Below are 13,966 nucleotides of genomic sequence, written 5' to 3'. Positions count from 1 at the left end.
AAAATCTGCTGGCGTCACGCGCCCACGTCATCATCTTCGTGACGAATCGTGATGGCACCGGGCACTTTGTGACGTGCCAACAAGGTGTACATGGTCGGCACCACAAAAATGGTGAGCAAGGTGCCCAAACTCATGCCCCCCACAATCACCCAGCCAATTTGCTTACGGCTCTCAGCGCCCGCCCCTGTGGCCAGTGCCAAAGGAATAGCGCCCAGCACCATGGCACCGGTGGTCATCAAAATGGGACGTAAGCGCAAGGTGGCCGATTGCGTGATGGCCGCGAACAACTCCATGCCCTCCTCACGCAACTGATTGGCAAACTCCACAATCAAAATACCGTGCTTGGTGATCAACCCGACCAAAGTGATCAAGCCGATTTGGCTGAACACGTTCAAAGTGCCGCCGCTGAACTGCAAGGCCAACAACGCACCCACCATCGACAACGGCACAGACAGCATGATGACCAAGGGATCAATGAAGCTCTCAAACTGGGCCGACAAGACCAAGAAGATAAACAACAGGGCCAACACAAACACGATCACCAAAGAGCCTGACGACTTCACGAACTCACGCGAAGTACCGTTCAAATCGGTCGAGTAACCGGGTTTGAGCAACTTCTTTGATGTGGCATCCATGTAAGTCAAGGCCTCACCCAGCGAGTAAGTGGGCGCCAAGTTGGCGGTGATAGAGGCGCTACGGCGCTGACTGAAGTGGTTCAACTCACGCGGCACCACCACCTCTTTGATCTTCACCAAAGCAGACAGCGGGATCATGGCTTCGTTGCGACCGCGCACAAAAATATGCTCAATGTCATCCGGCGTGTCACGGCCCGTGGGGGCTGTTTGCACGATCACATCGTATTGATCGCCTTCACGCTTGTAACGCGTGACCTGTCGCCCACCCATCATGGTTTCCACGGCTCGGGCAATGGCTTCGACGGGAACGCCCATGTCTGCCGCACGCTCACGGTCCACTTCCATGCTGATCTCAGGCTTGTTCAAACGTAAGTCGGTGTCCACGCTGACGATGCCTGGGTTCTTCGCCAGCTCCTCTTGGAAGCTGCGCACCACTTGAGACAGGTTTTGATAGCTGTCTGAGGTCAAGATCACAAAGTTCAAAGGACGCTCGCGGAACGCTTGGCCCAGTGAAGGCGGCGTGATGGGGAACGCGGTCACGCCAGGCAGCGAGGCCACGGCAGGCGTCATGTCACGGGCGATTTCAAGCGTGCTTTTCTTCCGTTCCTCCCAAGGCAAGGCGCGATAAAACACGTTGCCCTGCGCCACCGTGGGGTTGCCCACCACCGTGAAAATGCGATCGAATTCGGGATATTTGGACGACATGCCCTCAATGGCTTTGGCATAGCGTGTGGTGTAGTCCATCGTGGCACCGTCAGGACCATTGATGACGGTCAAGATCACGCCTCGGTCTTCGAGCGGCGCCAATTCGCTTTTGGTCGACTTGAGCAAGGTGAACGTGCCAATGCCTGCTGCCACCATGACCGCCACCACCAACCAGCGGCGAGAGATGTCAAACCCAGCCACGCGTCCGCGAGACAAGGTCCAAGCCAACACGCGTCCGTAAGCGTTGGACAAGCGCTGCAGCTGCGTCTCCATCGTGCGGTCAAACCAACTCGGGTTGTGGTTGTGTTTGAGCATCAACGAACACATCATGGGTGTGAGCGTGAGCGCAACAAATCCAGACACGACCACCGAGCCCGCCAACACCAGCGCAAATTCGGTGAACAACTTGCCAGTGCGCCCTGGCGTGAACGCCAACGGGGCATACACCGCAGCCAGAGTCATGGTCATTGCGACGACCGCAAAGCCCACTTCTTTGGCGCCTTTGATGGCCGCATGGAAGGGCGACATGCCCTCTTCGATGTGGCGGTAAATATTCTCCAAAACCACAATCGCATCGTCCACCACCAAGCCAATGGCCAGCACCAAGGCCAGCATGGTCAAGGTGTTCACCGTGAAGCCAAACATGGCCATCAAGGCAAAGGTACCAATCAAGCACACAGGAATGGTCACCAACGGAATGATGGATGCGCGCAATGTGCGCAAGAACACAAAAATCACCAGCGCCACCAAAATAGCGGCTTCAAAAATGGTTTGGTACACCGCCTTGATCGATCGATCGATGAACACCGAGTTGTCGTTGGCCACTTCGATTTCAACGCCAGGGGGCAAGTTTTCTTTGATGCGCGGAATCATGGCGCGCACGGCGGCACTTAAATCCAAGGGGTTGGCCGTGGCGTTGCGAATCACGCCCAAGGTGATGGCGTCTTTGCCATTCAAACGGGTTGAGGTGCGCTCCAACTGCGGACCCTGCTCCACACGCGCCACATCGCCAATACGCACCTGAAAACCATTCACCGTCTTGATGACGACTTGACTGAACTCCACTGGCTTTTGCAAATCTGTCGAGGTGGTGACGTTGAACTCGCGCAATTTACTTTCCACACGGCCTGCGGGCACCTCGACGTTGGAGCGACGTAACGCATCTTCTACATCTTGCGGCGTGAGTTTGTAGGCGGCCAAACGATCGGGATCGAGCCAAATGCGCATGGCATATTTACGCTCACCGTACACACGCACGTCCGAAGCGCCAGGCGCCGTCTGCATCATCGGCTTGGCAATGCGGTTGGCATAGTCCGTCAGTTGCAGAACATTCAAATTGTCAGCGCTGAAAGACAACCAAATCACAGGGAAAGCATCGGCTTCAACCTTGGCAATCACGGGTTCATCAATGCCTTGCGGCAGTCGCTGGCGCACACGGCTGACTTTGTCACGCACATCGGCAGCGGCTGAATCGGCGTCACGAGAGAGCACAAAGTTGATGGTGATTTGACTTTGCTCTTGACGGCTGATGGAAGTGATGACATCCACGCCCTCAATACCCGACAAAGAGTCTTCCAACACCTTGGTGACCTGCGACTCCACCACCGCACTGGATGCACCGGTGTATTTGGTTTCGACGGTGACCACGGGGTTGTCAATTTTGGGATATTCGCGCACATTCAAACGAGTGAATGACACAAACCCCACCAACAAAATCAGCAAGGAAAGCACGGTGGCGAACACCGGGCGGCGAATGGATATCTCAGGCAACTGCATAAGGCGTTCTTTGAGAAAGGTTTAGCGGCTTGCTGAAGCCGCAGTGGCCGATGCGGCAGCTGAGGCAGCAGACGCGGGATTGGCGGCGGCTTTGCCCATTTCCACCAAACGCAGCGGTGAGCCATCTTTTTGCAAACGCTGCTGGCCAGCGACCACCACCACATCACTTTCGGTGAGGCCGCTGATCACCTCCACTTGACCAGCACGTCGGACGCCCAACTGCACCTCGACACGTTGCGACACCGACTTGGTGTCCGCAGGCAACGCTGGTGCACTGGCCGATGCCGCGGGGAAATCCGCAGGCGCCACAGCCTTGATCACAAACTGTTTGCCGCCTTGCGGGACGATGGCCTCTTCGGGTACCACCAGCGCATTGGGTTTCACCGAAAACACCGCGGTCACACGCGCAAACATGCCAGGACGCAAGGGACCATTGCCGCCTGAAGGTGCTGCGTTTTTACGGTACTCAAACATGCTAGGCGCACAACCCAAACTTTGAGGTGTGGGCAATGGCGTGGAGCGTCCGACGGGCGCTGAGGTGTAACTGCCTTTGGACACCGCAGCTTCAGCCGAGGCTTGACGACGTTCGCCCACGGAGGCTAAAGCCTCGCCTGGGCCATTGACCAAAACAGCACGCACACCGATCGAGCGACCATTGGCATCAATCAAAGGATCAACGGCTTCGACGGTGGCTTTGAACAAGCGATTAGGAATGGCATCCAGCTTGATTTCGACCACTTGGCCGGGTTTGACTTGCACCTGGTAACGCTCAGGCAATCGGTAATCGACATACAACATGCCGATGTCTTCCAGATTGATCAAGTCCGCACCGTCTTTCACGTAGTCACCCACGTTCACGTTGCGCATACCCACAACGCCGTTGAATGGAGACACGATGCGCATGCGTTCCAAACGCGCACAAGAGAGGCCTAACTGCGCATCGGCAACTTGCATGGCGGCCGCGCTTTCATCCAATGCACGTTGCGCCACGAAGTTTTGCGCCACCAAATCTTGGTTACGCTTGTAGTTGGCCCGTGCCACTGACATTTGCGCCAACGACTGCTGCACCTCGGCGCGCTGAAAGGTGTCATCCAACTGCACCAACAGCTGCCCTGCATTCACGCGTGCGCCATCGGAAAAGCCCAAAGACACAATGCGACCAGCGACCTCAGGTCGCAGCATCACGCTTTGGCGTGAGCGCAAACTGCCCACCGCTTGGGCATCATCACGCAAAGTGATCTTTCTCACAGCCGCAACTTCTACGCCGACCGTCTTGACGCCGCTGGGCGCACCAGTACCCGTGACGACCGTGTCTGATTTAGGGCTGTTTTGATACCACCACGCCACACCAGATGCCGCTGCAATACCGAACAACGCGACCAGGGGATAAATCTTTTTGGATGCCATGAAGATATTTCTTTTGAGTTTCATTCACACAACCGGCCAATGTACCAGTCGGGATGTACTTCAAGACAGATTTACCAAGGCTTCACACAAGTTGTCACTGAGAGGACAGCACCATCTCCACACCTCGGTTAGCTAATCCATCAGCACGTTCGTTGTCCACGTGACCCGCATGACCTTTGACCCAATGCCAATGGATGTGATGGTCGCCGTCGTGCACCAACGCATCCAACATTTGCCATAAATCTGCGTTCTTCACGGGTTGCTTCGCGGCCGTGCGCCACCCACGCGCTTTCCAGCCATGAATCCACTCTGTGATGCCTTTGCGCACGTATTCACTGTCTAAATACAAAGCGACATGACAAGGTCGCTTCAGTGCGCGCAAAGACTCAATCACCGCCAACAGCTCCATGCGGTTGTTGGTCGTGCCCAACTCGCCGCCAAAGAGTTCTTTCTCTTCACCCGAAGGAGAGCGCAAAAGCGCCCCCCAGCCGCCAGGACCTGGATTGCCTTTGCAAGCGCCATCGGTATAAATTTCAACTGAGTTCATTCCATTCCTTTGGTGGCTGTCGTCACAGCCTTGGCCGCGCGGGCCGGTGATGTCTTCCAAGCCGGTCCCATCAAGCGCATACCGCGCACACGTTTGATTGCCGACACCATATAAACGCCGCCAAAAATGGGCCACGAGCGTGAGCCCGCCGAGTCCAACCAAGCCAAACGTTGCAACCAACGCTCCGAGCGCACGGCCGGACGATAGCAGCCAAAGTGGTTGTCCTGCACCTCAAAGTTCAACAGCCGCAACCAATCGCGCAACCGCCAATGACCGATGTAATCGCCCACGTCAGGCGGGCCTTTGCCACAGCTTTTTTGCACCCCCCACAAGCTGGTGGGATTGAAACCCGCAATCACCACGCGCCCCTCGGGCACCAACACGCGTGCGACCTCTCGCAAGGTGGCGTGGGGATCAAAACTCAACTCGAGCGTGTGAGGCAAGACCAACAAATCAAGGCTGGCATCCGAAAACGGCAATGCCTCGTATTGGGTCAAAAACACATCACGGCCTAGGCTTGCGCCGACAGGTAAACGATCGCAGCCCAACCAGCGATGCGGCATGCGGTTGGCCGCAAGCGCATCGAACTCGGACAACCCAAGCTGCAAGGCATGAAAGCCAAACACATCAGCCACAGCACGGTCAAATTGGCCTTGCTCCCAGCGCAGCAAGTACTGCCCAGTGGGGGTGGCCAACCAGTCGTGCAAACTATCGGTATTTATGCGTGGAGATGTCATGAAACTCGTTGAACTGCCCGCCTTCGCCGACAACTACCTGTGGTTGTGGCAACAAGACGACCAAGCGGTGGTGGTCGACCCCGGTGACGCAGCACCTGTGCTGCAAGCACTGGCGCGTGAAGGCCTGATTTTGACCGCGATTCTAGTCACCCACCACCATGCAGACCATGTGGGCGGCGTGGACGAATTGCGAGCGGCAACAGGTGCACAAGTTTTCGGCCCTGCACGAGAAAATATTCCTCAGCCCTTCACCCCCGTGATGGCAGGAGAACCCTTGTCGTTACTCGGTCAGCACATCGACGTGCTCGATGTCCCTGGCCACACCGCAGGCCATGTGGCGTACTTTTTACCCCATGCCGAACCCAGCCCCGTGTTGTTTTGTGGCGACACCTTATTCTCTGGAGGATGCGGACGCTTGTTTGAAGGCACACCGGCCCAAATGCTCGCTTCCCTAGACGCCCTCGCCGCATTACCCGCAGACACGCAAGTGTGCTGCGCCCACGAGTACACTCTGTCCAACTTGCGATTCGCCCTCGCCGTAGACCCCCGCAACACAGACTTGCAGGCCTACCAGATTCATTGCCAAAATTTGCGTGCACAAGGAAGACCCACCCTGCCCGCCCGACTTGGTACCGAATTGCAGATCAACCCGTTTTTACGGGCTCGTCACCCCGATGTGCGACACGCTGTGGCACAACACGCAGGCCTCGATGCCAAGACACAAGCCGACGATGTGGCTGTCTTTGCGGCACTGCGCCAATGGAAAAACGACTTTCAATGAGACTTTTGAACACCGCTTTGATGCTGGCCCTCACCGCTTTAGCGGGTTGCGCCAACCTAGAACAAGTTGACACATTGCCACCCCGTGCATCGAATGCCCCATTGATGCCCGCGGCACCTGGCCTGAGTCCCGTCGCCAAAGGTCAAGTTCGTCACGAGAACGTTGTCACCTTGGCCCTGCCCAACGACTTATGGGAGCGCATTCGCAGGGGCTACACCATGCCCGACTTGGACAACGAATTGGTGAATGACCGCACACAGTGGTACAGCAACAAGCCCGATTATTTGCAACGCATGGGCGAGCGATCCAGCAAATACCTCTATCACATCGTTGAAGAACTCGAACAACGCAACATGCCCACCGAGTTGGCTTTGTTGCCCTTCATCGAGAGCGCTTTCAACCCCCAAGCGGTGTCAAGCGCACGTGCCAGTGGCATGTGGCAGTTCATGCCAGCTACCGGCAAAAGCTTTGACTTGAAACAAAACGCCTTTCGCGATGACCGCCGCGATGTGCAAGCCTCGACACGCGCAGCCCTCGACTACCTAGAACGCCTTTACAAAATGTTTGGCGACTGGCACTTGGCATTGGCAGCCTACAACTGGGGCGAAGGCAACGTCGGCAAGGCCATTGCACGCAATCAACGCGCTGGCTTACCCACCACCTACGCAGATCTGAACATGCCGATGGAAACGCGCATGTATGTGCCCAAGCTGCAAGCGATGAAAAACATCGTTGGAAACCCGACCACCTTCAACGTGTCGCTGCCCAACATTCCGAACCATCCTTATTTTCAAAGCGTGCCTCTGCCGCGTGACATGGATGTGACCGTCGCGGCCAAGTTGGCCGAAATTTCATTGGACGATTTCAAAGCCTTGAACCCCTCAGCTCACCGTCCCGTGTTGTTGGCAGCAGGCATTCCTTCCATCTTGCTGCCTTGGGACAATGCCGAAGTGTTTCAGCGCAACTACGAAGCCTCTGCAACCGGCCGCATGGCCACTTGGACCGCTTGGATTGCCCCCAGCACCATGAAGGTGTCAGAAGCTGCCCAAAAAGTCGGTATGAGTGAAGCTGACTTTCGCAGCATCAACAACATTCCCCCCCACATGATGATTCGCGCAGGCTCGGCGCTGCTGGTGCCACGCACCTCACACATGGCCGATGACGTGACCGCGCGCGTGGCTGACAACGGTCGACTCGAGCTGTCACCCGAGCAAGTCCTCAAACGCATGACCGTCAAAGCGGGCAAGCAAGACACGGTCGCGAGCATCGCCAAACGCAACAACGTCAAGCCCGAACAAGTGGCGGAATGGAACAAAGTTGCGGTCAATGCCAGCTTCAAATCAGGTCAACAAGTGGTACTGTTTGTGTCCGGCAAAGTACGCGGCAACACTCACGTGGCTGCAGCAAAAGGCAAGAAGAGCGCAGTGGCAAGTAAATCGAATTCGGGGACTAAATACGCCAAACGATAAATCAACAAAATTGTGGATTTAGGTTATTTTTGGCTTATTGCTGTTGAAGTTGATGCATGTCAAATCGTCGTTGGCAGGGGATGGACAAAATCCATCTCTTAACCAAGACAGATCTGAATGACTTCCTTCCGCATTACCCCTACTACTCAAGAAAAAGTCATGCGCGAAGGAGACTTGATCGTCTCCAAGACTGACATCAAAGGTCGCATCACCTACGGCAACCGCACCTTCAATGAATATTCGGGCTTCAAGGAGTCTGAGCTTTTAGGCACACAGCACAACATCATTCGTCACCCAGACATGCCGCGGGCCGTGTTCAAACTGTTGTGGGACCGTTTGCAAGCGGGTCAAGAAGTTTTTGCCTTTGTGAAGAACATCAGCAAGGATGGTTCCTTCTATTGGGTGCTTGCCAACGTCACTCCCTCGTACGATGCACAAGGCACCTTGTTGGGTTACTTCTCTGTGCGCCGCAAGCCCAATCCCAAGGCTATCGCGCAAATTCAACCGCTTTATCGACAAATGTTGCAAGCTGAGCGCAGTGCAGGCACGCGTGATGCCATCGCTGCCTCAACACAGTTATTGACCGGCACCTTGGCCGCCAACCAAATCAGTTACGACGACTTCGTACTGGGTCTACAAGAAGCTTGACGACGTGTCGTACTTTGGAGCCTGCGCGCCAGGCTTCTGAGTTCTGATCGGGTCTTATGCCACTTTTAAGTTTCGAATTTCTCAACTTCGCGGCGTGTCGCATCCGCAATTTTGGAAAGTTCAATCACGGTAGCCGTGATTTCTTCAGATGCAGCCGCGTTACTGCGAGCAATGTTGTCCACGTTGCTCAAGTTGGCGTTGATCTCTTCGACGGCCGCACTTTGCTGCTCAAGCGCAGCGGCAATGCGTTGCAACATGGTGTCAGTTTCACGCGCGCCTTGTTCGATGTTGGTCATGTCTTTGTTGACTTCCATCACCGCAGCGACTGCGCGATGCGCTTCCTCGACCGCTTGCTGCACCAAAGCCGCAATTTCTTGTGAGCTTTGGGCACTGTTCAAAGCCAACTTACCCACCTCATCCGCCACCACGGCAAAACCTTTGCCGTGTTCACCCGCACGCGCAGCTTCAATGGCAGCGTTCAGCGACAGCAAATTGGTCTTGTTGGCGATCTTCTCGATCACCTCGGTGATCTTGTTGATCTTCTCGGAGTTGCTGGCGATGTTGTTCACCACCGTGACCATCTCTTCCATCTTGCGCATGCTGGAGCGCACAGACTCCACGGACTTCTTCGATTGGTGGCTGGCGAACTCGGTGTTTTTGGACACATCCGACACCGACGTCACGGTTTGGCGCACGGCTGTGGCAACTTGACCAATCGCGTGCGTCTGATTTTGAGCGCCATCGGAAATTTGACCGATCGCGTTGCTGGTCTGATTCGAAGCAGCCGCGACTTGGCGGGTGTTGTTGTGAATCATCATCATCGCATTGCGCAGCGCTTCTAACGAGGTGTTGATGTTGGCTTTGAGGGCTTCCAAATCACCTTTGGCTGCCACGGTCACGCGACCATTCAAATTACCTTGAGCCAAACCCTTCATCACCAAGGTGATGTCCTCAAACACCGATTGCTGAGCTTCGATGCTTTGGTTCACATTGTGTTTCAAGGCTTCCAAATCACCTTTGGCAGACACCGTCACACGATCAGCCAAATTACCATGCGCCACCGCATTCATCACGGATGTGATGTCGTGGAACACGGCTTGTTGGGCTTCAATGCTTTGGTTGATATTTTGTTTCAAGGCGTTCAAATCGCCTTTGGCTTCCACCGTCACACGACCTGCAAAGTTGCCTTGCGCCACACCGTTCATCACCTTGGTGATGTCTTGCAATGTAGAGTCCAAAGACTTTTGCATGTCCGACACTTGTTTCAACAAGGGGAAGCCCGTTTGAGCGGCTTGATGATCTTTCGATGCAAAGTTACCCAAGCTGATGTCACCCGCCAACTCAGCCACCAAGGCTGACTCCACCGCTTCACGGCGCAAGATAACGGCCATGAAAATCAGCACCGAGGTTTCAAACACCACAAAAGCTGCATGCAAGATGATGATCCAAGGGTTGATCGCGCCATCAATCACAAAGAGCCCCGCAAATCCTGTGGCTTGCAAAAAGGCAAAGCCCACATGATGCACGGCAATCACGGCAGCAGCGGCCACCAATGGACGCCAATCGCGGTAGTAAAGCAAGAACGCCAGCAACGCAAAAATACTGAAGTGCATCTCGGACATACCGCTGGTTTGCTGAATCATCAGCGCCGAATACACCATGAACGCACTGGCGTTGGCCAAGCGTGAGCCCAGCGACCCTGGGGCCATCGAATAAATCACAAGGGGGACGGCAAGCGCAGGCAAACCAATCGCCAAAGCCACACCCCACGTTTGCGTGAAGTAAGCAATGCCCATGCTGATCACAGCCAGAAACACCAAGGTACCCAGCATCACCACATCGGCTTTGACCCTTTGCGGCTGGAGAATCAACTCAATGTTGTGAGCGTCTCTTTTAGATTGATTCAGATTCATCTCAAGTTGTCCTGCAAAAAGCATTTAAAAAACCAGGGTTTTGGTGGATGTACCAACCCAAAGCAACAGTGCTGTAAACCAACCACGCCAACAACAAGGGCCAGACCAAACCCTTACCTTGAAACTGACGCAAAGCCGTGCGCATCACTCGGCGCCCGCTTGCCAAAGTGCCCAACCACCACCACCTGTGCGCTTGGCTTTGTACATGGCTTGATCGGCGTGATTGATCAAGGTGTTCGCATCCGATTTATCTTGTGGATAAATCGTCACGCCAATACTGAAGCCCAAGCGAGCGGAATGGCCTTCTGCCAAAAATGGGGTGGTGGTCACATGCAACAAACGGCTGAGCACGGGTTCGATTTCCCATGTGTTTTCTAAGCCGTGCACGATCAGCACAAATTCGTCGCCGCCAATGCGCGCCAAAAAGTCACCCTGACGCGCCATGGTACGGATACGGCTGGTCACCGACTGCAGCACCTTGTCGCCAACGCGATGGCCGTGTTCGTCATTGACAGGTTTGAAACGGTCTAAGTCGATGAAGCAAACCGCCAAGCTGCCCGTGCCTGCTTCGTCCACACGTGCCATGCTGTCTTGCAACTTTTGCATCAAGGCGGTTCGGTTGGGTAAACCAGTCAGCGGGTCGTTGTTGGCTTTGTCGGTCAGGTGTGAATTTTCGGTTTGCAGGCGTACTTCATTGCCGTCAATCACCACATAAGCGCGGCGCAAAATCCAACCAAACACCAACAACATGAAGCCCGAAAAAATCACGGCCACGATCAAGGTTTCACGGGCCAAACTACGCAAAGCTTTTTTGGTGTCATCGACCACTTCCAAGCGCAACCACCCCACTGGGTTCGCACCGTTGAGGGCATGCCAGCTCAGCAAATTGCCATCGTCGTCCAACACCGCACTGGATCCCGTGGCGGGTGGCGTCATGCGTTGCGTTGAAAACACGGCCATGGGGCGACCTGTTTTGGCATCGCGCGCCACATTCGCAATCACGTTACCGCGCACGTCTGTCACCGCCGCCGATTGCACGTTGCCGTTGGACAACGCCTGCATCAAGCGTGCCTCAATCGCGCCGAAATCGCGCACCAACAAACTTTCTAACACGGCCAAGGACACCCCCTCGGTGAGCATGACCATGGAGGTTTGGCGACGTTCTTCAAAGAGCTTTTCTGAATGGCTGTAAACCAGCCAAGAGCCCCCGAGCAGCAAACATGACACCAACGCCACAAGAAAAATCGCCATACGGGCGAAAGCGCGGGAAGAGTTTTTTTTCAAATCAGTCATGTCGTGGTCAACGGTCAGCGTTTGGGAGCTTCAACAAACGCTTCAATTTTTAAATGTTCGAGCGGCAAATAATCACGGGCATAGTCAACGGCCACGGGTTGCGGCATTTGCGCTTTGTTCATGGCGGCTTTGCCTGCATCCGTGCCGGCATAGGCAATGAAAGCTTTGCGCACGCTTTCTTGCACCGCAACAGGTACGCGTGGATGTGCAGAAAATGGATGGGCGCGATAACCTGCAGACTCAAAGAGCACCTTGAGTTGAGATTGCAGCCCCTCGGGCTCGCGCAACAATGTGGTGTTCACACCACCGCCAGCCACCACGTCTGCTTGCAGCACGCTGCGGTAGACATTGCTGTGGGTCTTCACGTAGAGGGGTTTGATGTCAATCCCACGTTGGCTCAAAGTGGCACGCGTGATCAAAGACGCGGCGAAAGCATTGGGTGATGGAAACGCCAATTGCTTGCCATTCAAGTCATCCATTTTGTTAATACCACTGTCGCGACGCACCACCACGATGCCGGTCAAAGGCGTGGCGTCGGCCACCAAGGGGCGGTAAGCCTGACGGCGATAGGCCATCACTTGGTGGTACGGATTCATGTACGAGAAATCAGGTGTACCCGCCAACAACTCCACCTCAAAATCGGGAATTGTTTTGGAAATATTCAGCGTGAAGCATTGCTTGGAGGCAAGGCCGACGGCCTCCAAGACCGGGGCCCAATGGCTGTAGGTTTCGGATGCGGGCAGCTGAGGGACGACTGACACCACATAAGGCTTAGTCACACTGACGTCCCCTAAGCAATTGCTAGCTTGGGCATTGGCCAATGACGGCAGCAGCGCGCTGCCTATTCCCAACAACGCAAGCACGCACACACGCGGCAACATCAAGGCGCGCTGCATGGCGCCACAAAAATTGGTGATCATTCGGAGAGGTTTGCTTTCAGCTCAGACTGTGTCGAAGAGCCCGCATTCAGAGATTGGGCGCGCATCTCGCGGGCCCAACGCTCATCCTCCAACACGTCTCGGTGTTTGGCATCTGTCAAACGCAGATGCGACAAAGCGACCAAATCTTCGGCCGTTGTTGCATCGTTGGGAAATAAAGCCATGCCTAAGCGCACGCCCTTCCAAGGGGTCAGAGGCGAAGGTGGGTTTTCAAGTTTTGTCATCAACCGCTGAATCACCGCCGCGATGCCATCGGGTTGCATGAGTCGATCAATGATGATGCCGAACTCGTGATCCCCCAAACGAATCACACGGTCGTGCTTGCGCAGCATGGTCATGATGCGTGTCCCCATCTCGTACAACAGGTTGCGTGCCGTGTTCGCCCCCAACACATCGTTGAGCGCTTTGAAGGCCTTGATGTCAACATGAATACATGCCACGCCATAAGTGTGCCGCTGTGCTGCGTCAAGGCAGTGGGTCAAATGCGTCATCCATGCCAAACGTTCTGCATCGTGGCCTTGCGGCACTGTTTGCGTCACCACAGATCGTGGCTGATTTTGCGCAGCCAGGGCCGAAACGGCGGTTAACCAACGCTGCGCAATGATGAGCAAATGCTCGCCCAACTGCCCCACTTGTTCACCTACGCGTTGAGGCGAAATCATTTCCAACACACGCACAGACGGGCCATCGATCAACAAATAACGGCCTACAAAAGGCTGCGCGCGGTCATCGTCATTCATGAGACGCATCGCACCGATTTCATAGCGCTCGGCTTGGTGCAAGCGTTGTAAGCTCTGGGCTAAACCACTGACGACTTGCTCCGACTCAAAATACGTCATCCATGCAGCAGCTTCGCTTGCCAAAAAAGTGGCAGCGTCAAACGTCGCAAGAACGGGGTCGTTCATGAGCAGATTTCTCGGTAAGGTTTAAAATTGTCACTAGTTTAACAAAAGTGATGAAATCACAATAAATATCAAGGGGCGGATTCAAGGACGAAGTGCAACAAAGATGAACTGGTTATAGGTGGCTGAGGATGCGAGAGCATCATGGCCGCTTTAACCGCCAAATCGAAATTGCCCAATGTACAAGCACCTCAGCCGAGAAGAACGATACCAAA

11 protein-coding genes are annotated in these 13,966 nt (G+C 54.9%); 3 read left to right on the top strand and 8 right to left on the bottom strand.

From position 1 onward, the window contains the following. Positions 1 to 14: 14 nt before the first annotated feature. The 4 genes from RMS95_RS00965 to RMS95_RS00950 all read right to left on the bottom strand — a co-directional run bounded on the left by RMS95_RS00965 (position 15) and on the right by RMS95_RS00950 (position 5,807). The gene (locus RMS95_RS00965) at positions 15 to 3,116 is read right to left on the bottom strand and encodes an efflux RND transporter permease subunit (protein WP_310642816.1); all 3,102 of its coding nucleotides are present in this window, start codon (positions 3,114 to 3,116) and stop codon (positions 15 to 17) included. Positions 3,117 to 3,137: 21 nt separating this feature from the next. Beyond that, on the bottom strand, positions 3,138 to 4,523 hold the full coding sequence (locus RMS95_RS00960; RefSeq protein WP_310642815.1) for an efflux RND transporter periplasmic adaptor subunit: 1,386 nt from the start codon (positions 4,521 to 4,523) through the stop codon (positions 3,138 to 3,140). A 94-nt stretch (positions 4,524 to 4,617) separates the two neighbouring features. Beyond that, positions 4,618 to 5,070: a ribonuclease HI gene (gene rnhA, locus RMS95_RS00955; RefSeq protein WP_310642814.1), complete on the bottom strand. Its 453-nt coding sequence runs from the start codon at positions 5,068 to 5,070 to the stop codon at positions 4,618 to 4,620. Then, complete coding sequence (locus tag RMS95_RS00950) at positions 5,067 to 5,807, bottom strand: methyltransferase domain-containing protein (RefSeq protein ID WP_310642813.1); 741 nt, start codon at positions 5,805 to 5,807, stop codon at positions 5,067 to 5,069. Before RMS95_RS00950 ends, rnhA begins: the two co-directional genes overlap by 4 nt. On the opposite strand from RMS95_RS00950, the gene gloB reads away from it, so the two are divergent. The 3 genes from gloB (at position 5,806) to RMS95_RS00935 (ending at position 8,705) form a co-directional block, all read left to right on the top strand. Further along, positions 5,806 to 6,588: a hydroxyacylglutathione hydrolase gene (gene gloB, locus RMS95_RS00945; protein WP_310642812.1), complete on the top strand. Its 783-nt coding sequence runs from the start codon at positions 5,806 to 5,808 to the stop codon at positions 6,586 to 6,588. The two genes, RMS95_RS00950 and gloB, sit on opposite strands and share 2 nt — an antisense overlap. Further along, positions 6,585 to 8,057, top strand: coding sequence for a transglycosylase SLT domain-containing protein (locus RMS95_RS00940; RefSeq protein ID WP_310642811.1), 1,473 nt, complete (start codon positions 6,585 to 6,587; stop codon positions 8,055 to 8,057). Before gloB ends, RMS95_RS00940 begins: the two co-directional genes overlap by 4 nt. A 159-nt stretch (positions 8,058 to 8,216) precedes the next feature. Beyond that, the gene (locus RMS95_RS00935) at positions 8,217 to 8,705 is read left to right on the top strand and encodes a PAS domain-containing protein (RefSeq protein ID WP_310642810.1); all 489 of its coding nucleotides are present in this window, start codon (positions 8,217 to 8,219) and stop codon (positions 8,703 to 8,705) included. A 65-nt stretch (positions 8,706 to 8,770) separates the two neighbouring features. Here RMS95_RS00935 and RMS95_RS00930 read toward each other — a convergent pair whose 3' ends face one another. From RMS95_RS00930 to RMS95_RS00915, 4 genes are all read right to left on the bottom strand, one after another. Next, a complete protein-coding gene (locus RMS95_RS00930) occupies positions 8,771 to 10,618 on the bottom strand; it encodes a methyl-accepting chemotaxis protein (protein WP_310642809.1) in 1,848 nt (615 codons plus the stop codon). Positions 10,619 to 10,762: 144 nt separating this feature from the next. Beyond that, positions 10,763 to 11,911 carry a GGDEF domain-containing protein gene (locus RMS95_RS00925; RefSeq protein WP_310642808.1) on the bottom strand — a complete coding sequence of 383 codons (1,149 nt, stop codon included), beginning with the start codon at positions 11,909 to 11,911 and terminating at the stop codon, positions 10,763 to 10,765. Positions 11,912 to 11,925: 14 nt separating this feature from the next. Next, positions 11,926 to 12,831 carry a phosphate/phosphite/phosphonate ABC transporter substrate-binding protein gene (locus RMS95_RS00920; protein WP_310642807.1) on the bottom strand — a complete coding sequence of 302 codons (906 nt, stop codon included), beginning with the start codon at positions 12,829 to 12,831 and terminating at the stop codon, positions 11,926 to 11,928. Beyond that, positions 12,828 to 13,754, bottom strand: coding sequence for a GGDEF domain-containing protein (locus RMS95_RS00915; protein WP_310642806.1), 927 nt, complete (start codon positions 13,752 to 13,754; stop codon positions 12,828 to 12,830). The genes RMS95_RS00920 and RMS95_RS00915 overlap by 4 nt, the downstream gene beginning before the upstream one ends. Between the last annotated feature and the right edge of the window lie 212 nt (positions 13,755 to 13,966).

Origin of the sequence: Limnohabitans sp. (genome assembly GCF_031539175.1) — a bacterium.
Classification (GTDB): Bacteria; Pseudomonadota; Gammaproteobacteria; order Burkholderiales; family Burkholderiaceae_C; genus Limnohabitans.
Note: the sequence above shows the minus strand (reverse complement) of the source record. Positions and strands in the feature narration are given on the sequence as shown.